Origin of the sequence: Pseudomonas syringae group sp. 243L2, from assembly GCF_032587875.1 — a bacterium.
In the GTDB taxonomy this organism is placed as follows: domain Bacteria; phylum Pseudomonadota; class Gammaproteobacteria; order Pseudomonadales; family Pseudomonadaceae; genus Aquipseudomonas; species Aquipseudomonas amygdali.
This window is the reverse complement of record NZ_JAWHPL010000021.1, coordinates 915624-937014: the sequence shown is the minus strand read 5'-3', so window position 1 is coordinate 937014 and position 21391 is coordinate 915624. Positions and strand designations below refer to the sequence as shown.

The 21391-nt window shown below is 59.3% G+C and carries 20 protein-coding genes; 6 read left to right on the top strand and 14 right to left on the bottom strand.

The features are described 5' to 3' along the window. Positions 1-82 precede the first annotated feature (82 nt). From RYB66_RS17190 to RYB66_RS17170, 5 genes are all read right to left on the bottom strand, one after another. Complete coding sequence (locus tag RYB66_RS17190; RefSeq protein WP_316894947.1) at positions 83-2776, bottom strand: EAL domain-containing protein; 2694 nt, start codon at positions 2774-2776, stop codon at positions 83-85. A gap of 250 nt (positions 2777-3026) precedes the next feature. Beyond that, on the bottom strand, positions 3027-4439 hold the full coding sequence (gene mdtD / locus RYB66_RS17185; protein ID WP_005744099.1) for a multidrug transporter subunit MdtD: 1413 nt from the start codon (positions 4437-4439) through the stop codon (positions 3027-3029). A 9-nt stretch (positions 4440-4448) separates the two neighbouring features. Continuing rightward, positions 4449-5774, bottom strand: a complete 1326-nt coding sequence (locus RYB66_RS17180; RefSeq protein ID WP_005744098.1) for a TldD/PmbA family protein — start codon at positions 5772-5774, stop codon at positions 4449-4451. Further along, positions 5774-7216, bottom strand: a complete 1443-nt coding sequence (locus RYB66_RS17175) for a TldD/PmbA family protein (RefSeq protein ID WP_316894945.1) — start codon at positions 7214-7216, stop codon at positions 5774-5776. The genes RYB66_RS17180 and RYB66_RS17175 overlap by 1 nt, the downstream gene beginning before the upstream one ends. A gap of 126 nt (positions 7217-7342) precedes the next feature. Next, entirely contained in the window at positions 7343-8383 is a 1041-nt protein-coding gene (locus RYB66_RS17170; RefSeq protein WP_005744095.1) for a low specificity L-threonine aldolase, read from the bottom strand. Between the two features lie 99 nt (positions 8384-8482). Between RYB66_RS17170 and RYB66_RS17165 the strand changes: the two genes are divergently transcribed. Beyond that, positions 8483-9229 carry a TraX family protein gene (locus tag RYB66_RS17165; protein ID WP_005744094.1) on the top strand — a complete coding sequence of 249 codons (747 nt, stop codon included), beginning with the start codon at positions 8483-8485 and terminating at the stop codon, positions 9227-9229. 82 nt (positions 9230-9311) lie between these two features. Here the strand turns inward: RYB66_RS17165 and RYB66_RS17160 are convergent, their stop codons facing one another. Together RYB66_RS17160 and RYB66_RS17155 are read right to left on the bottom strand one after the other, a co-directional pair. Continuing rightward, entirely contained in the window at positions 9312-10508 is a 1197-nt protein-coding gene (locus RYB66_RS17160; RefSeq protein ID WP_005744093.1) for a class I SAM-dependent rRNA methyltransferase, read from the bottom strand. A gap of 81 nt (positions 10509-10589) precedes the next feature. Further along, positions 10590-11129, bottom strand: a complete 540-nt coding sequence (locus RYB66_RS17155; RefSeq protein WP_016980687.1) for a type 1 glutamine amidotransferase domain-containing protein — start codon at positions 11127-11129, stop codon at positions 10590-10592. Between the two features lie 238 nt (positions 11130-11367). On the opposite strand from RYB66_RS17155, the gene RYB66_RS17150 reads away from it, so the two are divergent. The 3 genes from RYB66_RS17150 (at position 11368) to RYB66_RS17140 (ending at position 13475) form a co-directional block, all read left to right on the top strand. Next, a complete protein-coding gene (locus tag RYB66_RS17150) occupies positions 11368-12180 on the top strand; it encodes an HDOD domain-containing protein (RefSeq protein WP_183135666.1) in 813 nt (270 codons plus the stop codon). 45 nt (positions 12181-12225) lie between these two features. Continuing rightward, positions 12226-13038: a bifunctional DNA-formamidopyrimidine glycosylase/DNA-(apurinic or apyrimidinic site) lyase gene (gene mutM, locus RYB66_RS17145; protein ID WP_002555642.1), complete on the top strand. Its 813-nt coding sequence runs from the start codon at positions 12226-12228 to the stop codon at positions 13036-13038. A 98-nt stretch (positions 13039-13136) separates the two neighbouring features. Next, a complete protein-coding gene (locus RYB66_RS17140; RefSeq protein ID WP_005758164.1) occupies positions 13137-13475 on the top strand; it encodes a hypothetical protein in 339 nt (112 codons plus the stop codon). Positions 13476-13483: 8 nt separating this feature from the next. On the opposite strand, the gene RYB66_RS17135 is transcribed toward RYB66_RS17140, so the two are convergent. Together RYB66_RS17135 and coaD are read right to left on the bottom strand one after the other, a co-directional pair. Beyond that, a complete protein-coding gene (locus tag RYB66_RS17135) occupies positions 13484-13735 on the bottom strand; it encodes a YfhL family 4Fe-4S dicluster ferredoxin (RefSeq protein ID WP_002555640.1) in 252 nt (83 codons plus the stop codon). Positions 13736-13833: 98 nt separating this feature from the next. Continuing rightward, positions 13834-14313 carry a pantetheine-phosphate adenylyltransferase gene (gene coaD / locus RYB66_RS17130; RefSeq protein ID WP_002555639.1) on the bottom strand — a complete coding sequence of 160 codons (480 nt, stop codon included), beginning with the start codon at positions 14311-14313 and terminating at the stop codon, positions 13834-13836. Between the two features lie 314 nt (positions 14314-14627). Here coaD and RYB66_RS17125 point away from each other — a divergent pair, with 314 nt between their 5' ends. Together RYB66_RS17125 and RYB66_RS17120 are read left to right on the top strand one after the other, a co-directional pair. Then, the gene (locus RYB66_RS17125) at positions 14628-15290 is read left to right on the top strand and encodes a TetR/AcrR family transcriptional regulator (protein ID WP_005744091.1); all 663 of its coding nucleotides are present in this window, start codon (positions 14628-14630) and stop codon (positions 15288-15290) included. Positions 15291-15344: 54 nt separating this feature from the next. Beyond that, positions 15345-16202, top strand: coding sequence for a sulfurtransferase (locus RYB66_RS17120; RefSeq protein WP_054079090.1), 858 nt, complete (start codon positions 15345-15347; stop codon positions 16200-16202). A gap of 16 nt (positions 16203-16218) precedes the next feature. Here the strand turns inward: RYB66_RS17120 and RYB66_RS17115 are convergent, their stop codons facing one another. The 5 genes from RYB66_RS17115 to RYB66_RS17095 all read right to left on the bottom strand — a co-directional run bounded on the left by RYB66_RS17115 (position 16219) and on the right by RYB66_RS17095 (position 21279). Further along, the gene (locus RYB66_RS17115) at positions 16219-17244 is read right to left on the bottom strand and encodes a hydrolase (RefSeq protein WP_117140512.1); all 1026 of its coding nucleotides are present in this window, start codon (positions 17242-17244) and stop codon (positions 16219-16221) included. Positions 17245-17427: 183 nt separating this feature from the next. Next, on the bottom strand, positions 17428-17772 hold the full coding sequence (locus tag RYB66_RS17110) for a hypothetical protein (RefSeq protein WP_316894940.1): 345 nt from the start codon (positions 17770-17772) through the stop codon (positions 17428-17430). Between the two features lie 74 nt (positions 17773-17846). Then, positions 17847-18437, bottom strand: coding sequence for a 16S rRNA (guanine(966)-N(2))-methyltransferase RsmD (gene rsmD / locus RYB66_RS17105; protein WP_003316320.1), 591 nt, complete (start codon positions 18435-18437; stop codon positions 17847-17849). Further along, positions 18437-19930 (bottom strand): M16 family metallopeptidase, encoded by a 1494-nt coding sequence (locus tag RYB66_RS17100; RefSeq protein ID WP_057404971.1) that lies wholly within the window; start codon positions 19928-19930, stop codon positions 18437-18439. The genes rsmD and RYB66_RS17100 overlap by 1 nt, the downstream gene beginning before the upstream one ends. Beyond that, on the bottom strand, positions 19927-21279 hold the full coding sequence (locus tag RYB66_RS17095; protein WP_002555633.1) for a M16 family metallopeptidase: 1353 nt from the start codon (positions 21277-21279) through the stop codon (positions 19927-19929). The genes RYB66_RS17100 and RYB66_RS17095 overlap by 4 nt, the downstream gene beginning before the upstream one ends. Positions 21280-21391 lie beyond the last annotated feature (112 nt).

The following is a 21391-nucleotide window of genomic DNA, read 5'->3' as shown; positions in this document are numbered from 1 at the left end:
TCCCGTTACACGCACAAACAAGTGCTGCCGTGTAATAACAGCCTGACAGTGTGCCCGAGAGAGCAGGGTGCAGGGAAGGTTGTCAGGCGGACGGACGACGCGGGTAGCGCTTCAGTTTCTCGATCAGCTCTTCGCCGGGGATAGGCTTGTCGAACAGATAGCCCTGGCCCACATCGCAACGATGACGGCGCAGGAACGTCAACTGTGCAGCGGTTTCAATGCCTTCGGCGACCACTTTGAGCTTGAGGTTGTGGGCCATCGCGATGACCGCAGAGGTGATTTCCATGTCGTCTTCATCATCCGGAATATCGCGGATGAAGCTGCGATCGATCTTGATCACATCAATAGGGAATTTCTTCAGGTAGCTGAATGACGAGTAACCGGTGCCGAAGTCATCCATGGCCAACGACAGGCCAAGCTTCTTCAGCGAGTCCAGCTGCTGGCGCGTGTCTTCGGTGGCTTCCAGCAGCAGGCCTTCGGTCAGTTCCAGTTCCAGCAGCGAAGGATCCAGCTCTTCTTCTCTGAGGATAGAGGCAATCGATGACACCAGCTCGGGGTCGGAAAACTGCTTGGGTGACACGTTGATCGCTACCTGCAAATTACCGAAACCAGCGGCGGTGAGGTCCTTGCTCATGCGGCAGGACTGGCGAGCGACCCACTTGCCGATGGGGATGATCAGGCCGGTTTCTTCCGCCACGCTGATGAACTGATCGGGGCGGATCATGCCTTTTTCAGGATGATTCCAGCGCAGTAGCGCTTCCATGCCCAGCAGACGACCGGTCAGCAGGCACAGCTTGGGCTGATAGAACACCTCAAGCTCGTTCTGGGTCAGGGCGCGGCGCAGGTTGTTTTCCACGAACAGCTTGTAACTGGCCTCGGCATTCAATGCTTCGGTAAACACCTGAACCTGATGTTTGCCGTTGGCTTTGGCCTTGTGCAGGGCCAGACCTGCGTTTTTCATCAGGGTCTGCGGGTCACGACCGTGCAGCGGCGCGCAGGCAAGACCCACCGAGCCGGTGACGCTGATCAGCTGATTGTCGACGAACATCGGCTTGTCCAGCGTGGCCAGCACTTGTGTGGCGGTGGCCTGTCCGGCTTCCTGATCGGTGTTGTCGATCAGTACGGCAAATTCGTTACTGGCAAAGCGCGCCAATACGTCGGACGGGCTCAAGGTGTTGCGCAGGCGCCGCGCCAGGCTGATCAACAGTTTGTCACCGGTCTGGTGGCCGAGGCTGTCGTTGATGCGCTTGAAGTTATCGATGTCGACCAGCAACAGGCTCATAGGCGTATCGGTGTCGCGGGCAAAGCGTTCGTCCAGATTGCGGATAAAGGCCGGACGGTTGCCCAGATTGGTGAGGTTGTCAGTGTAGGCCAGGCGCTCGATGCGCTGCTGAGCCAGCTTGCTCTGGGTGATGTCTTCGTAGATGCCGATATAGTGCGTCAGCTCACGATTGTCGCCATACACCTTGGAAATCGACAGCTGGCCCCAGTAGGGTTCGAGGTTCTTGCGTCGACTTTTGAACTCGCCCTGCCAGCTGTTGCTGTTGGTCAGGCTGGAGTTGGCTTCCAGCAGCAACTGGTTGAGGTTTTCCAGCGCAGGCAGTTCCGAGAGCTTGTGTCCGGAGACTTCATCGGAACTGTACTGCGTGATCGCCGTGAAGCTTGGATTGACGTATTCGACCACGCCGTTGCAGTTGACCAGCAGAAAGGCGTTGGCGCTCTGTTCGACCGCACGCTGGAACAGGTGCAGCGCATTGGTCGCGGCTCGACGGTTATGGTTGTTGATGACCTGAGCGAACTGGTCGGCCAGCTCCCCGGCGAAGGCGATTTCGTCGGACTGCCACTCGCGTGTCGAGCCGGACTGTTCCAGGCAGAGCACGCCAATGACCTGGCCATCGATACGAATACTCGCATCGAGGACCGCCTTGTCTTCTCCAGGGTTCAGGCTTTCGGCCATTTCGCGGGTGCGCGGGTCGGTCTGGATATTGCTGGCGTCAATCGCCCTGCTGGTATTGAGCGCTTGCAGATAGGTGGGGTAGGCGCTGATATCAATCGGCGTACGCGACTGATAGTCGCCGCTTTCCCGACGATAGTCGGTGATCGGTTCCAGACGCTTGTCGGTGAGGTTCCAGATACTGACATGATCGACGTCATAAATGTCGCAGGCACTCTTGGTGATCAGCTTTGCCGCTTCCAGCAGGGTATTGGCTGTGGTGTAACGATGCCGGGTCAGGCGCAGGATCAGGTCCTGCTGGGCACGCACGCGTTCCAGATGGGCAAACTGGTCACGCTGGGCGCGCTGGTTGAGTTCAAGGGCAATCTGCAGGCGCAGGTTACGGGTTTCGAGATCGGAGTCAGTGGCGGTCTCGCTTTCTGTGACAAGGCCATCGACGATCAGAAAATAACCACGCAGCAGATGACGATTGTGCTGCTTGTAGGCTTCGCCGATTTCCAGCAAGCCAAGCGCGCCCTTGGGGCTGTGCAGGGTGTAGCGAATCAGGTAATTCGGAGAAGAAGCCAGTTGCTGCTGGATGTCGTCATGCAGTTGATAGCGTGCTTGCGGCTCCATGAGGCTGGCATAAGGGGATCCAATCAAGGCGCAAAGGTCGACGGCGGGCAGGCCGAACTGCTTTTCGCAATTCGGATCGAGAAACAATAGCGCCCAATTGGCTTCATTCAGCCGCTCGAAACGCAGCATGCCCAGGCGCGATGGCACTGGCAATTGCGTCACTACCTCGGCTGCGGATCTACCGGCAGCATCGGTTTGGCTTTTCATGAACAAACTCGCTTCCGGAATACTAGTCGCGACGGGCGTAAACCCCACTTTCGCGTATGGCAAGGTTGCATGATGCGGCTCGTGCTTACAAGAGACCACAGTGGCTTAGTGCTATAAAAGTGTCGGCCGATTGCCCAGGTTCTTCAATGTATCTGGTCGGATACTTGAAACTGCTCGTTTTTCGGGCAAAGTCCCTGTTTTAAAGGGGATTTCGCCATACAGGTTTGCTCCTGTCCGGAAGGGTTGTCAATCAAGTCGTCGCTACCCTGGCCTCCTTCGCTGGTAATTGCAGGAAAATCCCGGCGGCAAACATGGCCAGAACTCCGACGCTCAGGAACGTCAGCTGGAAAGCCTCCAGCACGCTGCTCAGCTCGCCGCTGGCCACTTCTTCGCTGAAACCGCCCAACAAGGCCGCAGCGCTTGCAACCCCAAGGCTCAGCGAAAGTTGTGCCACCACCGAGAGCAGGCTGTTGCCGCTTGCAGCGCTGGCATCGTCCAGATCGATCAGGGTGACGGTATTCATCGCGGTGAACTGCAAGGAGTTGACTGCACCGAGCAGGCCCAGATGCACCAGCAAAACCCAGTAAGGCGTCTGCACATCGACCAGTGCCAGGCTTGCCAGCAGGATGCCCAGCAGCAATGTGTTACCGGTCAGAATGAGGCGATAGCCCATATGCTCGATCAGCCAGCGCGCTACCGTCTTGGCGAACATTCCTGCAGCTGCCAGCGGTAACATGCTCATGCCCGCCTCGGAAGGCGAATACCCCAGTGCCACTTGCAGCAGCAACGGGATCAGGAACGGCAAGGCTCCGCTGCCCAGACGGGCGAACAGATTGCCCAGAATACCGACCGCAAACGTTCGGGTGCGAAACAGCGAAGGGGCGAACAACGGCGATTCGATGTGCCCGGCGCGCAGCCAGTAGGCCGCCAGGCAGCCCATCCCGGCAAACAGCAGAAGCACCACGCGCATATGTGGCAGGTTCAGCTCGCCCAGCCCCTCGAGGGCAATGGTGATCAGCACCATTGCCGCGCCAAACAGGATAAACCCGATGCCGTCAAAACGCGTTCGACCGCCTCCGGGAAGGTCGGGGATGAAGTGTTTGACGGCATAGCAGCCGATAATCCCGACTGGAATATTGAGCAGGAAAATCCAGTGCCAGCTCAGGTACTCGACCATCCAGCCGCCAAGCGTCGGCCCTAGCAACGGTCCCAAAAGACCGGGCACGGTGATAAAGCCCATGATTCGTACCAGCTCCGACCGCGGATACGCACGTAAGACGATCAGGCGTCCGATGGGCAGCATCAGCGCGCCACCCAGCCCCTGAATCACCCGCGCCGCCACCAGCACATTGAGCGACCAGGAAAGCGCGCACAGCAACGAGCCGAAGCTGAACAGCAAAATGGCGCTGAAGAAGATGCGCTTGATCCCGAAACGATCGGCAATCCAGCCCGAGGCCGGGATCAGCAGTGCTATGGTCAGCATGTAGGCGATAACCACCGACTGCATGCGCAGGGGGTCTTGCGCCAGCGAGCTGGCCATGGACGGCAGGGCGGTGTTGAGGATCGTGCCGTCCAGGCTTTGCATGAAGAACGCAATGGCGATGACCCAGGGCATCCAGCGCAGGGTCTTTTCATCCATGATTGGCGCTGCTGAGTTCGACATAAGCTCCTGCTACAAGGTTAGGGTGAGTCGGCTTATCAGAGCGCCGGGCAGTTGAATCGACCCCGTCTGGCGCTGAGTGTAGGTACTCGATTGAAGAATCAGTTCCCGCTCGCGAGTCAGGTCCTCCAGTGCGCTACCCAACAGGCTGTAGGCGCTGTCATCGAAACGCATGGTGCTGACCGGTGCAACGATCTTGCCGTCTTCGACCCAGAATGTTGCGAAACGTGTCATCCCGGTCAGACGTGCGGCAGCGCGATCCGAAAAGTTCAGGTACCACAGGTTGCTGATGTAAAGGCCTGTGCCGAGCTTTTCAAGGATCTGGTCCAGCTCCAGCGAGCCGCCGGCAATGCTCAACGCGCTTGGACCTTCGCCATAATCCGCGCCGTTGGCAGGCAGGTCGTACTCAGCGGCGCTGCTCGAGTCCACCAGTCGCTCGCGGGCCTGCCCGTTGACGATCAGCTTCAGGTCCTTGCGCGGGTAGCCTTCGCGTGAGAAGGCTGGCGAGAGCGAGCCACTGACTTGCTCGTCGAAGTTGATCAGCGGGCTGAAATGAGTCTCGCCGTCATACAGCCTTTGCAACGGGCTGCGCTTGCTGGCCACCGCTTGCGCGGAAAAGCCGCCCCAGCTGAGCATGCCAATGACTTCGTCCAGTGCCGCTGGAGCCAGATAGGCGCGGTATTGACCGGGCTTGAGGGTGTGCAGTGGGCGGCCGAGAAATTCGAGCTGCTCACGGGCCTGCTGAAAGCGTTGCACGAACGCTTCGTTGTTCCAGTCGTGACCTGCGTAATTGGCTTTCACCGCCTGGCCGTTTTCATGAAACAGGCTCCAGTCGAAATTGAAGCTGTTGGCCTGATGCCAGCCCAGCGCTCCCCACGAACTGGCGAAACCCCGGTACAGCGGGCCAGCCGCGTAAAAACCCACCAGATCGAGGTCGCCTGACAGTTGGCTGATCTGCTCGACGACCTGCGCGCTGTCCGGCAGCGGTAAGTCCTGCACATTGCTGCTTTGCCAAGCCTGCGTGTTAGGCAACAGATACGGGTCTTTCGCCAGCGAAGGCAGGGTTTCGCGCAATTGCTGCAAGGCATTGGAAAGGCGCCGAGTATCGGTCTCCTGATCCCCGGACAAGGTCACTTCCAGGTTGGCATGACGCCCGTCGTCGATCAGTTTGAAGGTCGCAATGACCTGCTGCACGCTCCCGGCCTGCCGAACCTGGCCGTGGTTGAAACGAATGAAGTCGGACGCTTCGGCGTCGTAGGCCAGGGTGAAGTGTTCCGTCGGGCTGATGGCAGCCTTGAGCACGGCGACCAGCGCCTCGAATTGCTGTTGGTGCGACATCAGGCATCCCCTCCAAACACATCGACATTGGCAAACACACACGCCGGAGAGGCATGGCCTACACGGATCACCTGATTGGGTTCGCCCTTGCCGCAGTTGGGCGTGCCCAGCACTTTGAAGATACTGGCGTCACCGACTGCGCTGAGGTTTTTCCAGAACTGAGCAGAAATCGCCCGATAGTTGGGGTTCTTCACCACGCCCTTGAGTTCACCGTTTTCAATTAATTGGCCCCATTCGCAGCCGAACTGGAACTTGTTGCGCGCATCGTCGATGGACCAGGAGCGATTGCTCGACATCAGGATGCCGTGCTCGATGTTACCGATCAGGCCGTCCAGTGACTGGTCGCCCGGTTCGATGTTCAGGTTGGCCATGCGATCGATGGGCGCACGGTTCCAGCCGCAGGCGCGGCTGTTGGCAACCCCGTCCAGGCCGCTGCGGTATTGCGACAGTGCGCCGCCGAGCGGGCGTTGCAACAGGCCGTCACGAATCAGGAACTGTTTGCTGGCGGCCGTGCCGTCGTCGTCGTGCGCGTAGCTGGCCAGTTGCTCAGGAATGTCCGGGTCGAACGTCACGTTCAGCAGGCTGGAGCCGTATTGCAGGGTGCCGAAATCGGTCGTCTTGACGAAGCTGGTACCTGCGTAATTACGCTCGTCGCCGAGAATCCGGTCCAGTTCCAGCGGATGGCCGATGGACTCGTGAATCTGCAGCACCATCTGATCCGGCATCAGCAGCAGGTCGCGTGGGCCTGACGGTGTGTTGGGGGCGAGGATAAGCTGCAAGGCCTCATCGGCGACGTTGGTCGCAGAGCCGATCAGACCGCAACTGCTCAGCACTTCAAGACCGCCCTGTTGGCCGAAGTTGTCGCCGCCCAGGTTACGCGTCTGGCTGTCGCGACCGTCGTAGGCGGTGACGCTCAGGCCCGGAAAAACGAAGCGTTGCGCCTGACGAAGCTCTGCGCCCGCGGTGTTCAGGTAAATCTGCTCAACCGTTTCCAGCCCCAGTACGGCCTGCCAGTTGACCAGCCGTTCGTCTTTCGGGACGGCGCTGGACTCGGCCATCAGCAGGCCGATGCAGTCGCTCAGTGGCGGGAATGCTTGATCCATGTGCGGCGACAGATAGTCAGCCTTGGCAGTCGAGACAGCTTGATCGCTCAGGTTCAGCAACGCATGCGGTGCCAGGCGACGTGCCAGCGCTTCGGCCTGCTGCAAGGCAGCTTGCAAACCCCGAAGGGAAATGTCGTTGGTGGCGGCGTAGGCTTCAACACCGTTCAGGCGCACGGTCAGCATTGCGCCCTCGTCGCTGCTCAGCGACGGCGGCTCGGCCACATTCTTGCGCACGCACAGGCGTTGGCCGGTGCGGTGCACGTAACGTACGGAAAAAAATTGCGCTTCACTCTGCAGAGCAGCGAAATGCTGCTTGAGCCGGGCGGAGAAATCGAACATGCAGACAAGCTCCTTCTTGAGGGTGGTCAGTGAAGTCCGGGCGGCCTTTTGAGCCGATTGCCGTTAAGGGGGAGATTACCCCCCCACGATTGCCAGGCTGCACCTGCAAGCTTTGAGCCAGACGCTTCAGCCCTGCATCACCAGCTTGATATCGGCGGCCAGTTCACGCACGCGCTCTTCTTCGGTGTCCCACGAACACATGAAGCGTGCGCCGCCGTTGCCGATGAAGGTATAGAAACGCCAGCCCTTGGCGGTCAATGCTGCAATGGCCGGTTGCGACAATTGCAGGAACACACCATTGGCCTGTACCGGAAACATCAGCTCCACGCCGGGAATATCCTTGACCAGTTCGGCCAGCAGTTGTGCGCAATGGTTGGCGTGGCGGGCATGTTTGAGCCAAGCGTCGTTTTCCAGCAGCCCGACCCACGGCGCAGACAGAAAGCGCATTTTCGACGCCAGTTGCCCGGCCTGTTTGCAGCGGTAATCGAAGTCTTCAGCCAGGTCATGGTTGAAAAACAGGATGGCTTCACCCACCGCCATGCCGTTTTTGGTACCGCCGAAGCACAGCACATCGACGCCGGATTTCCAGGTCAGTTCTGCCGGTGAGGCCTCCAGAAAGGCGCAGGCATTGGAGAAGCGGGCACCGTCCATGTGCAGATGCAGGCCCAGCTCCTTGCAGGTCGCACTGATTGCCTTGAGTTCTTCGGGCTGATAAACGCCGCCTACCTCGGTGGCTTGGGTCAGTGTCACGACGCGCGGTTTGGGGTAGTGAATATCCTGACGCTTGAGCGCCACTTCGCGAATCGACTCCGGGGTCAGCTTGCCGCCTGCGCTGCGTGCTGTCAGCAGTTTGGAGCCGTTGGAGAAAAACTCCGGCGCGCCGCATTCATCGGTTTCAACGTGAGCCGTTTCCGAACAGATGACACTGTGGTAACTCTGGCACAGCGATGACAGCGCCAGCGAGTTGGCCGCTGTGCCGTTGAAGGCAAAAAACACTTCGCAGTCGGTTTCGAACAGACGGCGGAAATCATCTGACGCGCGTGCAGTCCATTGATCGTCACCATAGGCACGTTGATGCCCCTTGTTCGCCTGCTCCATGGCTGCCCAGGCTTCAGGGCAGATACCGGAATAGTTGTCGCTGGCGAACTGTTGGCTTTGGTCTGTCATGGCCGATTCCTTATGGGCGATTATGGTGCGCACTGTAGCGACAATATAAGGTTCGGTCATGTGTTGACTGCATGACGCAATTCCCCATTCAGGAGCGATATGGATCTGTCCAACCCGCCTTTTCTGCCCGGACGCAACAAGGCGCTGGACCTGCTCAAGTGGCTGGCGATGCTGAGCATGGTGCTCGATCATCTTCGCTATGTGGGCTGGTCAGTTGATTTTCTTTACGTGCCGGGGCGTTTCGCCTTTCCCTGGTTCTGTCTGGCAATTGCCGTAAACCTTTCCCGGCGCAGCGCAGCTATTCTGGCCCCGCGGGTGCAATGGCGCTATCTGGGCTGGCTGCTGGCATTCGCAGCGCTATCAGAAATCCCTTATCGGCTGTTCATGGCGGACGTGACCGTGCTGAACGTGATGCCGACCCTGTTGCTGGGGCTGCTGATTGCTCAAGGCTGGCAGCACCGCAACGTGACGACGCGGATCATGGCCATCGTGGCCCTGCTGCTGGGGGCGGTTTTTCAGCAACAATTGATGTTTGGTTTTGCCGGTGTGTTGCTGCCGCTGGTTTTTCTGTTGGTGCTGCAAAAGCGCCTTTGGTATTCGGTGTTTCCGGCAGCTTTCTGTCTCGCAGGCAATGCCTGGCCGCAGATGTTTGCCGGCGCGAGCTGGGGCGATCCGATTTCCATTGGCTCGATAGCCGCCTGCCTGGTGGCACCTGCGCTGGGCATAGCGCTACTGCGCACCAAACCGAAGTTCGCAGTGATCCCGATGCGGCGCTGGGCCTATGCGATCTACCCGCTGCACTTCCTGATATTGCTGGGTTTGCGGACGGTGTTGGAGCGTGGCTGAACGATAACCTCAACTATCGTGCGACGCTCTGCGTCCTCTTGCAAGGCAGAGCGTCGTGAACTGCATTCCGATGCTGGAGGCATCAGCTATTAGGCAGCAACCGGCAAGTAATGCTCTTGATGTAGCGCGTCTCGGCAATTGCCGGGTGTACCGGGTGATCCGGGCCTTGACCGCCGCGTTCCAGTAGCTGGATGTTGCGGTCCAGATGGCGGGCGCTGGTCAGGAGGATGTTTTGCAGGTCGTCTTCCGGCAGATGCATGGAGCAGGAAGCGCTGACCAGAATGCCGTCCTTGCTGAGCAGGCGCATGGCTTGCTCGTTCAGGCGGCGGTAAGCGCCTTCGCCGTTTTTCATGTCTTTCTTGCGTTTGATGAACGCAGGTGGATCGGCAACGATCACATCGAAACGCTCTTCACCGGCTTTCAGCTCTTTCAGCGCTTCGAAAACATCGCCTTCGATGCAGGTCATTTTTTCTGCGAAGCCATTCAGGGCTGCGTTGCGCTCAACGCCATCAAGGGCGAAGGACGATGCGTCGACGCAGGTCACGTCACTGGCACCAAAAGCCGCTGCCTGAATTCCCCAGCCACCAATGTAGCTGTACAGGTCCAGTACACGCTTGCCTTTGACGTAGGGGGCAATGCGCGCGCGGTTCATACGGTGGTCGTAGAACCAGCCGGTCTTCTGCCCGGCCATCACCGGTGCTTCGAACTTCACGCCGTTTTCTTCCAGCGCAACCCATTCGGGAACCAGGCCGAACACGGTTTCGACGTAACGATTCAGACCTTCCGCATCGCGAGCGGCTGAGTCGTTCTTGAACAGGATGCCGCTTGGCTTGATGACCTGAACCAGCGCGGCAATGATGTCTTCCTTGTGGTTTTCCATGGTGGCCGAGGCCAGCTGGACAACCAGGATGTCACCGAACCGGTCCACTACCAGACCCGGCATCAGGTCTGAATCGCCGTAGACCAGGCGGTAGAAAGGCTTGTCGAACAGGCGCTCGCGCAGCGACAGCGCCACGTTCAGGCGATGGACCAGCAAAGACTTATCGAGCGGCAGCTTGATATCGCGCGACAGCAAACGTGCGCAGATCAGGTTGTTGGGGCTCATGGCGACGATGCCCAGCGGCTTGCCGCCAGCAGCTTCGAGGATGGCCTGATCACCGGCTGCAAAACCATGCAGCGGGGTGGCGGCTACGTCGATTTCGTTGCTGTAGACCCACAAGTGACCGGCGCGCAGGCGGCGGTCGGCGTTGGCTTTGAGGCGCAAGCTAGGCAGGGACATGACGTCGCTCCTGAAAAAAGAGCGGGATTATAGCGCGTCATCCCGGTAGTGCGCCGGGATGACTACAATAATCGCAACCGATCAAGCCGACAGCGCTTCAATCAACTTGCTGTTGAAGGCCGGGATGTCATCAGGCTGGCGGCTGCTGATCAGCGTGCCGTCGGTGACAACTTCCTGGTCAACCCATTTAGCCCCGGCGTTGACCAGGTCATCCTTCAGCGTCTTGAAGCTGGTCAGGGTTTTACCCTTCACCAGGCCTGCCGATATCAACAGCCAGCCGCCGTGACAGATAACCGCCACTGGTTTGCCGGAGCCCTCTATGTCCTTGACGAGCTTCTGTGCGTCCGTGTCTATGCGGATGGTGTCGGAGTTCTGTACGCCGCCCGGCAGAACCACGCCATGGTAGTCGCTGGCGTTGGCCGCCTTGAACGTGCGGTCGATCTTGAAATCATCGGCAGGTTTGTCGTGATTCCAGCCTTTGACCTGGCCCTCTTCGGTGGACAGGATTTCCACGGTGGCACCTGCTTGCTCCAGCGCTTCTTTCGGGCCGGTCAGTTCGACCTGCTCGAAACCGTCGGTTACAAGAATTGCGATGCGTTTGCCAATCAGTGCTTTAGACATGGGATCCTCCAGTGTCGGGCTTTCAGGGTGGCGTCTGGCAGTCGTTTTGAGGCCGCCATATACGCCGTCAACACAAGGTCCGAAGCCTGGCATTTGGCAAAGTTCCGAGAATATCTTCGTCTTGGGTGATGGACCGTTTCCCCGCAAGGGGTCAGAATCCAGTCATTACGGTGAGTAAATTCCTATGTCCGAAGAGCTAAGCCCAGAACAGATCCAGCAAGCGTTGCAGGGTATCAGTGTGCCCCCGCAGCCGCAGATCATGGTGGATCTGCAGATGGAGCAATACATGCCCGATCCGGACCTTGGGGTAATTGCGCGGCTGATTGCGCAAGATCCGGGGTTGTCCGGGGCGCTGCTGAAGATCGTCAACTCTGCGCACTACGGCCTGTCCAACAAGATTGCCTCGATTGACAAGGCCGTGAATCTGCTAGGCAGTCGTACCGTGATCAATCTGATCAACGCACAGTCGATCAGGGGCGAGATGACCGATGAGACTATCGTCGCGCTTAATCGCTTCTGGGACACCGCGCAGGATGTCGCAATGACCAGTCTGACGCTGGCCAAGCGCATCGGCTCGCAGACTGTGGATGAATCCTACGCATTGGGCCTGTTCCATGACTGCGGTATTCCGTTGATGCTCAAGCGCTTCCCGAATTACATGCCGGTCCTTGAAGAAGCCTACGCCAACGCAGGGCCTGATTGTCGCGTTGTCGATACTGAAAACGCCGCGTTCCACACCAACCACTCGGTGGTCGGCTATTACACGGCCAAGTCATGGCGCTTGCCTGCGCACGTGACTGACGCGATCGCCAATCATCACAACGCATTGGCGATTTTTCAGGACGATACCAGTCGCAATGCCCCGCTCAAGAACCTCTTGGCCCCCCTGAAAATGGCCGAGCACATCTGCCAGTCCTACCAGGTGCTGGGCAATCAGGGCGAAGACCACGAATGGGAATGCATTGGTGCGCTGGTGCTGGATTACGTGGGCTTGTCCGAATATGACTTTGAATACCTGAGGGAAAGCATCCGCGAGCTGGGCGCGCGCTGAGCCTGTGCGCTGCTGGCTTGCCCTTCCTGTAAAACCGAGTGATACATGCCTGAATTACCCGAAGTAGAAACCACCCGTCGCGGCATTGCACCCCATCTTGAAGGTCAGCGTGTCAGCCGCGTTATCGTACGCGACAGCCGTTTGCGCTGGCCCATTCCTGAAGATTTGGACATCCGTCTGTCCGGGCAGCGCATTGTGCAGGTGGACCGGCGCGCCAAGTACCTGCTGATTCAGGCCGAAGTGGGCACGCTGATCAGCCACTTGGGCATGTCGGGCAATCTGCGCCTCGTCGAGGCCGGGCTTCCGGCGCTCAAGCACGAGCATGTCGATATCGAACTGGAGTCCGGGCTGGCCTTGCGCTACACCGACCCGCGTCGATTCGGGGCGATGCTCTGGAGCCTTGATCCGCATAACCACGAGTTGTTGATTCGTCTGGGGCCGGAGCCGCTGACTGATCTGTTCGACGGTGAGCGCCTTTACGAGCGCTCGCGCGGCAAGTCGATTGCGGTCAAACCGTTTGTCATGGACAACGCCGTGGTGGTCGGGGTGGGCAATATTTACGCGACCGAAGCACTGTTCGCAGCGGGCATCGACCCGCGACGCGAAGCCGGAGGCGTCTCGCGGGCTCGTTATCTCAAGCTTGCCATCGAGATCAAGCGCATTCTGACCTACGCTATAGAGCGCGGCGGTACCACGCTGCGTGACTTCATCGGCGGCGACGGCAAGCCGGGGTATTTCCAGCAGGAATTGTTTGTCTACGGGCGTGGCGGCCAGCCATGCAAGGTCTGCGGTACAACGCTGCGTGAAATCAAGCTGGGGCAGCGCGCCAGTGTTTACTGTCCAAAATGCCAGCGCTGAAATACGAGAGGCGCAGAGCGTCAGGCCACTTGCTTAAGCTGCACCCCTGTTTATAGTGATGGCACCTTAATTATTTGCTACGCCTGAAGGACCAAGCCATGAGACCGTTTCGTATTCTTGCTGCCACGCTGGCGCTGCTTATCGGCCTGCAGGCGCTGCCTGCGATTGCCGCCGATGTCTCCACCGGCAGCGGCGATCCGGTCTACACCATTCAAAACCCGCCAGCGTTCGCGATGATCGGCGATCTGCTGATTGCCCGACCGCTGTTGATAGCAGCCACGGTCATCGGTACAGGGCTGTTCGTGATTGCTGCGCCTTTTGCAGCGGCAGGCGGCAACCTCGGCGCAACGGGCAAGGCGCTGGTGGTCGATCCGGGCAAGGCAGCCTTTGTGCGTTGCCTGGGTTGCACCGGTGACGGGTACGGCAAGCAGCAGTAAAGGCTGTATCAGACCTTGCTGGTGATGATCCGGTACTTGTCCATCAGCTGCTCTTTGCTCTCGACGTGATTTTCATCCAGGGGGATGCAGTCGACCGGGCAAACCTGCTGGCATTGAGGCTCATCGTAGTGACCCACACATTCGGTGCACAGGTTCGGGTTGATCACGTAGATCTCCTCGCCTTGTGAAATCGCCTCGTTTGGGCACTCGGGTTCGCAGACGTCGCAGTTGATGCAATCGTCAGTGATGATAAGGGACATGAATTGCTCCTGCCGCAGCCGACGCCGGGGCACATTAAAACCAATGCGGCGAATTGTGCCGCATTAGGCTTCGGGATGCACCTTCACATGCAGTGCGTCTAGCGCTTGAAGCGTTCGGTCAGCGCCTGAGCGACGGCAGGATGAACGAATTTGGTGATATCACCGCCCAACGCCGCGATTTCACGCACCAACGTCGAGGAAATGAATGAGTAGCGCTCTGAGGGCGTGAGGAACAGGCTTTCGACGTCCGGTGCCAACTGACGGTTCATGTTGGCCAGCTGAAACTCGTACTCGAAGTCCGATACCGCGCGAAGGCCGCGCAGAAAGACGTTGGCATTCTGTTCCTTGGCAAAATGCGCGAGCAGCGTCGAGAAGCCGACGACTTCCACGTTGGGCAGGTGTTTGGTGACTTCGCGGGCCAGTTCGACGCGTTGTTCCAGAGGAAACAGCGGGTTTTTCTTCGGGCTGGCGGCAACCGCAATGACCACGTGGTCGAACAGGCGCGAGGCGCGCTCGACCAAATCTCCATGGCCCTTGGTAATCGGGTCGAAGGTGCCTGGGTACAACACTCGGTTCATCGCGTCGTCCTGGTCGGAGTCCGTTGTGGGACTCGGATGGTATCGCAGCCTTCCCGATGGGCCAAGCTGCGTAATAAGCGCCAAGCGTCGTATTGCGCCGATTATCGGCCATGTTTCAGCCCAAACCCCCGATTTTGGGGCTATTTACTGTGGTGCGGATGATGCTCGACGCGCAGCAATTGGCTAAGACACCTTGTGTTCAGCTTGCCTGCGTCGACTCGTCACTGGTGCTGCTTCGATTCTGCCACCATTGCGGCATCTGCCTGCGTTAAGATTGCCATCATCTGATTAGCAATTAGAGTGGCCTTGTCCGCATGGCAACCCGTACCAAAACCCGTGAACGCATCGTGCAAACCAGTCTGGAGCTGTTCAATCAGCAGGGCGAACGAAGCGTGACCACCAATCATATTGCTGCGCACATGGAAATCTCGCCCGGCAATCTCTATTACCACTTCGCCAACAAGCAGGTGATCATCGCCGAGCTGTTCACCGAGTACGAAACGCTGGTGGGCAGTTTTCTGACCCTGCCTGCCGACCGCCCGCCGACCATCGAAGACAAGCGCGATTATTTTCTGGCGATAATGGACGCCATGTGGCGCTACCGTTTTCTGCATCGCGACCTTGAGCATCTACTGACGTCGGATGCAGAGCTGGCGAGGCGTTACCGGCGCTTTTCGTATCGCTGCCTGATGCAGGCGATGACCATCTATCGGGGGTTTATCAAGGCTGGCATCCTGAAAATGGATGAATCGCAGATCGAGTGGACCAGTCTCAACACCTGGATCGTTCTGACGTCGTGGGTGCGTTTTCTGTGCACCAACCGGGAAAACGCTACAGAGTTGAACGAATCAGCGATTCGACGTGGCGTCTATCAGGTACTTATGCTCGAATCTGTGTTTGTCGCGCCTCAGGCTCGCGAAGCGTTCGACGCGCTATGCGAAACGTTTCATTCGACGTTGCCTGAGGTTCTGATGTGAATTTCAGAGCCGATGAGCGGCCTGCTTGTCGGTTCTCTGCCACAGGAGTGTGTCATGTCCATTGCGCAACTGATCAGCCCCGAGCAACTGGCTGCACGACAGAAAACCCCAGGTCTGGTGATTCTCGATTGCCGTTATGCGCTTGAAGATTCCGATTACGGTCAGCGCAGTTACGCCCAAGGGCGTATCGAGGGCGCGTCCTTTGCCGATTTGAAGCGCGACCTCAGCGGGCCTGCTATCAAAGGCAAGACCGGACGTCATCCACTGCCCGATCCCGCCGCTTTGCTGCAATGCTTTCAGGCTTGGGGCATCAACGCCGATAGCGATGTTGTGCTGTATGACGATGGGCCGGGAATGTATGCCGCGCGGGCCTGGTGGTTGCTGGCCTGGATGGGTAAGCGCGAAGGCGTCTACCTGCTCGATGGAGGGCTGAAAGCCTGGCACGCCGCCGGTTTGCCGTTGAGCCTTGACGCGCCGAATCGTGAGCCAGGCAGTTTCAGCGGTGAGCCGGACATGTCGATGGTGCTCAGCGGCAGTCGCTTGCATGGCCGTCTAGGTCGCCCGGAAATGACCCTGATCGACGCCCGCGCCGAAGCGCGCTTCCGAGGTGACGTAGAGCCTTTGGACCCTGTCGCCGGGCATATTCCAGGTGCTCAGTGTGCGGCCTGTACCGATAACCTCGGGCCGGATGGACGCTTTTTGCCGCCAGAGCAGCTCAGGCAGCGTTTTGCCGAAAAATTGCAGGGTCGTCCGCCGGAAAGTCTGGTGTCCTACTGCGGATCAGGCGTCACGGCCTGCCATAACCTGTTCGCCCTGTGTCTGGCCGGATACCCGCTGGCAACGCTTTATGCGGGCTCGTGGAGCGAGTGGATCAACGATCCCGAGCATGAAATCGCCACGGGCGCCGGTTGATGCGTCGTCAGCCTGATCAGGCGTTTTCGCGCTGATGTGCAGCGCTTAGCCATAACGGGATGCGGCGCTCAAGGTAATAGCCCGGATTGCGCAGCGAGCCGTCGACGAAACCGACATGCCCACCTTTGGCGTGTAGCTCGAACTCGGTGCAGGACGACAGCTCGCTTGGTTCGGGGAGGCTGTGGGGGAACACGAACGGGTCGTCGCTGGACTGGATGATCAGCGTCGGCGTCTGAATCTGACCCAGATAGTAGCGGCTGGATGCCCTGCGGTAGTAATCCGTGGCGTCGGAAAAACCATGCAGCGGTGCAGTCACCCGTCCATCGAAGTCCCAGAACGTTCGCATGTTCTCCAGTGAGCCCAGCGCGGCGAGTTCGGCCAGCCCCTCGCTGATGCCTTCATGCTGGAACCGATGCTGCTTGTCACGGATATACGCCAGCATTTCGCGCATGAAGTGCCGTTGATAAACCCGCGAGAAGCCTTGACCGATACGGTTGGCGCATTCGTCCAGACGGAACGGCACGGACACCGCCACTGCGCCCCGTAGATCACTGTTGGCGCCGGATTCGCCGAGGTACTTGAGCAACACATTGCCGCCCAGCGAATACCCCACCGCATAAATCGGAGCCAATGGCCGCAGCGAGCGCAAATGAGCGATCACTTCGGCCAGGTCCTCGCTCGCTCCCGAGTGATAACTGCGTGACAGCAAGTTGGGTTCTCCCGAGCAACCGCGCCAGTTCAACGCCACACTCGGCCAGCCCTGCGCTGCCATGGCCTTTTGCAGGCCGGCAACATAAGGCGAATTGGACGACCCGGTCAGGCCGTGCAATACCAGCACCAAGGGCTTATCGGGCTCATCCGGGCCATGCCAGTCCATGTCCAGAAAATCCCCATCCTTCAACCACAACCGCTCGCGCGTACGCGCCAGCAGCGTCGGCCTGCGCAGCAGCGGCCCCCAAAGCGTCTGCAAATGCGGATTGCCCATGCCGACGGCCGGGACGAATGGATTGGCATGGGACAGAAAGGTAAGGCGTGTGGACACGTGCTTGCTCAACGATCAGTTCAGGGGCTGAAGCTGTACGTTGCCATTAAGTGGACCGGGATGTAAGTGGCTTGACGGTGTCGTTGCGTCTAGAAATGCGTTTCGTGACGCTCTGCATCGCAAAAGAGTACGCACAGCGTCCAGAACGACATGCCGACGCCGAGCGTCGCACGATAGTCGAGGTTATCGTTCCGCACGCTCCAGCGTGGGAATGCCTTTCACGACGCTCTGCGTCGTCAAGAGGACGCGGAGCGTCCAGAACTGCATGCGACGCAGAGCGTCGCACGATAGTTGTAGTTGCTCCAGGGTGGGAATGCCTTTCACAACGCTCTGCGTCGTCAAGAGGACGCGGAGCGTCCAGAACTGCATGCGACGCGGAGCGTCGCACGATAGTTGTAGTTGCTCCAGCGTGGGAATGCCTTTCACGACGCTCTGCGTCGTCAAGAGGATGCGGAGCGTCCAGAACTGCATGCGACGCGGAGCGTCGCACGATAGTTGTAGTTGCTCCAGGGTGGGAATGCCTTTCATGACGCTATGCGTCGTCAACAGGACGCGGAACGTTCAGAGCGCATGCCAAACGCGGAGCATTGGTTCGTGAGCTGTCAGCCCTGGCCCCGCTGCCACAACGCGTAATACACCTGACCAGCCTTTTTCTCGCGGTGTAACCGCCAGCTGCCCGGCAAGCCGGTGGTCGATGGCGGGGTTTCGCTTTCGGTGTAGATCCAGGCAGTGTCGGCCAGCCAGCCGTGGCTTTCCAGCAGGTTGCAGGCTGAAGCCAGCAGGCCCTGATGGAAGGGCGGGTCGAGGAACACAACGTCAAAGGGCGAGGCGGTGGCGGTTTCCAGATGGCGCAGGGCGTCGGTCTGGGAGACCTGGCCGCTGGTGCAGTTCAGTGCGTTGAGGTTCTGGCGCAGACTGGCGATGGCTGCCGCGTTGCTGTCCAGCGCCAGGCCCATGCTGGCGCCACGGGACAGGGCTTCGAAATACAGCGCGCCGCTGCCAGTGAAAACGTCCAGCACCCTGGCACCAGCGATGTAGGGTGCCAGCCAGTTGAACAGGGTTTCGCGCACGCGATCAGGCGTCGGGCGCAGGCCGGGGGCGTCGGGGAAGGTCAGGCGACGGCTGCCCCATTCTCCGCCGATGATACGAAGCTGACCCAGGCCGTTGTGGCCCTTCGGACGTGGATTGGCCATCAGTGTTCCGGGACCCCTACAGGTTGGCGAGTGGGTTTGTCGGTCGGCGCCGGCAGTGGCTTTTGCTCGACGGTCGGGCCAACGGTAACAATGACCATCTTGTCGGCGCTCAGGTGCTTGCTCATCGCAGCTTTCACCTGTTCGACGGTCACGCTCTGGGCGGCGGCCATGTAGTCCTCAAGGTAGGTCAGCGGCAGGTTGTAGAAACCGATTGCTCCTAGCTGGCCCACGATGGCCGAATTGCTGGCTGCGGTGAGTGGGAAGCTGCCGGTCAGTTCGCGTTTCACATCGTCGATTTCTTTCTGGGTCGGGCCGTTGGCGAGGAAGTCGCGAACGATGTCCTGTACCAGTTTGAGGGTGTTTTCGCTCATTTCCGCGCGCGTTTGCAGGCCGATCATGAACGGCCCGGCAACCTGCATGGCGGTGAAGCCTGACGACACACCGTAGGTCAGGCCGCGTTTTTCCCGCACTTCGGTCATCAGTCGACTGCCAAAGCCGCCACCACCCAGTACCGAGTTACCCACGGTCAGCGCCGCGTAATCCGGGTCGTTACGGTCGATGCCCAGTTGCGCGAGCATCAGGTGGGTCTGGTTGGACGCGAATTCGATATGCGTGGTGCCTGCCTTCGGTTCAACCGGATCGGCGACCTTCGCCAGCGCCGGGCCTTTGGGCAGCGATGCGGAAACCTGCGCCGCGACGGCTTGCGCTTCGTCTCGCGACAGATCGCCTACCAGAGCAATCACCGCGTTGCCTGCCGCATAGCCTTTGGCGTGGAAGGCCTTTAGCTGAGCCAGGGTAATGGCATTGATGCTTTTTGCGTCGCCTTCACTCGGGTGAGCGTAAGGATGGTCGCCGTAGAGACGGTTGAACAGTTCCTTGCTGGCGATAGCGCCGGGGTTCTGTTTCTGAGTCTCGAAGCTGGCGATCAACTGGTTTTTGATACGGGCCAGAGAGTCGGCAGGGAAGGTGGGCTTGCCCACGACTTCGCTGAACAGCTTCAGTGCCGGGTCGCGTTTGTCGGCAGCACTCAGGCTGCGCAAGGACGTGACCGCCATGTCACGGTAGGAACCATTGCTGAAATCCGCTCCCAGGCCTTCGAAGCCCTGAGCGATGGCGTTGACGTCCTTGCCTTTGACGCCCTCATTGAGCATGGCGTTGGTCAGCAGGGCAATGCCGGGTGATTTCTGGTCCTGGCTGCTGCCTGCGGCGAATGTCAGGCGCATGTCGAACATCGGCAATTCGCGCGATTCCACGAACAGCACCCTGGCACCCTCGGCGGTATTCCAGGTTTGTATGTTCAGGGCACGACGGGCCGGCGCCTTGCCGTCCAGTTCCTTGAGGGTTTGCAGGTTGCTGCCCAGTGCAGCAGTGGTCTGGCCCTGCTCGGCAGGGGCGGCGTTGTCTGCCACGGCTGGCAATGCGACAAAGGTGCCGAGTGAACCGGCCAGGATCAGGCCAAGCAGCGCATGACGTGGAGCGTTGCGCGTGATCATTTGGCTTTCTCCTCAGGCAGAACGTGCGCAACGCTGAGGCGCTCACGGGTGAAATAGGTATTGGCTGCTTTCTGGATGTCTTGCGGGGTCACGCTTTGCAGCGCCTCCAGTTCATTGTCCATCAGCTTCCAGGACAGGCCGACAGTTTCAAGCTCGCCGATCATGGTCGCCTGGCTGGTAATCGAGTCGCGCTCGTAGACCACGCCCGCAATGACCTGAGCCCGAACGCGCTCCAGTTCTTCGGCCGACGGTGCCTTGGTTTTCAGCTCGTCGAGCAGACGCCAGATGCCGGCTTCCACATCGGCCAGGGTCTTTTTCTTTTGCAGGTTGGGTGTGGCGCTGATCATGAACAGGCTGTCGCCGCGAGCAAATGCGTCGTAGCGCGACGATGCGCCGGAGACCAGTTCTTCGCCACGTTCCAGGCGTGAGGAAATGCGTGCGCTGTAACCACCGTCGAGCAGTGCCGCAATCAGGCGCAGGGCATTCGCCGAACGTGGGTCTTCAGCGGTCGCAACGCTTGGCACGTTGAAGCCGTAAATCAGGCTCGGCAACTGAGTTTTGACGTGCAGAGTGATCTTGCGCTCGCCCGGCTCGGCCAGTTCCAGTGGTTTTTTCGAGGGCGGCACGTCGCGGCGCGGGATCGGCCCGAAGAAACGCTCTGCCAGGGCTTTGACCTCGTCCGGCTGCACATCGCCAACCACCACCAGCGTGGCGTTGTTCGGCGCATACCAGGATTCGTACCAGTGGCGCAGCTCTTCAACCTTCATGCGCTCCAGGTCCGCCATCCAGCCAATGGTCGGCGTGTGATAGCCGCTGGCAGGGTAGGCCATCGCCTTGAAGCGTTCGAATGCCTTGCCCATCGGCTTGTCATCGGTGCGCAGGCGACGCTCTTCCTTGATGACTTCGATCTCGCGGCTGAACTCGTCGGCGGGCAATTTCAGGGTTGCCATGCGATCGGCTTCCAGCTCCAGCGCTACGCTCAGACGATCGCGGGCCAGGACCTGATAGTAGGCGGTATAGTCATCGCTGGTGAACGCATTCTCTTCAGCACCCAGATCGCGCAGAATCAGCGAGGATTCACCCGGTCCGGTCTTGCTGCTGCCCTTGAACATCATGTGTTCCAAGGCATGGGACAGGCCGGTCTGGCCGGGTGTTTCGTAGCTGGAGCCGACCTTGTACCAGATCTGGGAAACCACCACTGGAGCGCGGTGGTCTTCGCGGACGACAACTTTCAGGCCATTGTCCAGGGTAAATTCATGGGTCGGTTGCGAATCAGCAGCCAATGCTGTCAAGGGCAGACAAATAGTGCTGAGCAGCAGGCCTGCGGCGCGGCGGGCTAGAGCATTCATTCGTAGTTTGAACCTGTAGGACGGCCCGCGTGAACTTAGCGTCGGCGGGCGCGGGGGTGTTAGGATACTGATCCGTTTGCTTCAGAGACAGCCTTCACTGGCCGATTGCGAG

Coding starts and splice junctions, on each gene's coding strand:
- RYB66_RS17095 (WP_002555633.1), bottom strand. CDS start 21,279: ATGAATGCTCTAGCCCGCCGCGCCGCAGGCCTGCTGCTCAGCACTATT.
- mutM (WP_002555642.1), top strand. CDS start 12,226: ATGCCTGAATTACCCGAAGTAGAAACCACCCGTCGCGGCATTGCACCC.
- RYB66_RS17140 (WP_005758164.1), top strand. CDS start 13,137: ATGAGACCGTTTCGTATTCTTGCTGCCACGCTGGCGCTGCTTATCGGC.
- RYB66_RS17135 (WP_002555640.1), bottom strand. CDS start 13,735: ATGTCCCTTATCATCACTGACGATTGCATCAACTGCGACGTCTGCGAA.
- RYB66_RS17120 (WP_054079090.1), top strand. CDS start 15,345: ATGTCCATTGCGCAACTGATCAGCCCCGAGCAACTGGCTGCACGACAG.
- RYB66_RS17125 (WP_005744091.1), top strand. CDS start 14,628: ATGGCAACCCGTACCAAAACCCGTGAACGCATCGTGCAAACCAGTCTG.
- RYB66_RS17160 (WP_005744093.1), bottom strand. CDS start 10,508: ATGTCCCTGCCTAGCTTGCGCCTCAAAGCCAACGCCGACCGCCGCCTG.
- RYB66_RS17175 (WP_316894945.1), bottom strand. CDS start 7,216: ATGTTCGATTTCTCCGCCCGGCTCAAGCAGCATTTCGCTGCTCTGCAG.
- RYB66_RS17180 (WP_005744098.1), bottom strand. CDS start 5,774: ATGTCGCACCAACAGCAATTCGAGGCGCTGGTCGCCGTGCTCAAGGCT.
- mdtD (WP_005744099.1), bottom strand. CDS start 4,439: ATGTCGAACTCAGCAGCGCCAATCATGGATGAAAAGACCCTGCGCTGG.
- RYB66_RS17170 (WP_005744095.1), bottom strand. CDS start 8,383: ATGACAGACCAAAGCCAACAGTTCGCCAGCGACAACTATTCCGGTATC.
- RYB66_RS17165 (WP_005744094.1), top strand. CDS start 8,483: ATGGATCTGTCCAACCCGCCTTTTCTGCCCGGACGCAACAAGGCGCTG.
- RYB66_RS17155 (WP_016980687.1), bottom strand. CDS start 11,129: ATGTCTAAAGCACTGATTGGCAAACGCATCGCAATTCTTGTAACCGAC.
- RYB66_RS17110 (WP_316894940.1), bottom strand. CDS start 17,772: ATGAAAGGCATTCCCACCCTGGAGCAACTACAACTATCGTGCGACGCT.
- rsmD (WP_003316320.1), bottom strand. CDS start 18,437: ATGGCCAATCCACGTCCGAAGGGCCACAACGGCCTGGGTCAGCTTCGT.
- RYB66_RS17100 (WP_057404971.1), bottom strand. CDS start 19,930: ATGATCACGCGCAACGCTCCACGTCATGCGCTGCTTGGCCTGATCCTG.
- coaD (WP_002555639.1), bottom strand. CDS start 14,313: ATGAACCGAGTGTTGTACCCAGGCACCTTCGACCCGATTACCAAGGGC.
- RYB66_RS17190 (WP_316894947.1), bottom strand. CDS start 2,776: ATGAAAAGCCAAACCGATGCTGCCGGTAGATCCGCAGCCGAGGTAGTG.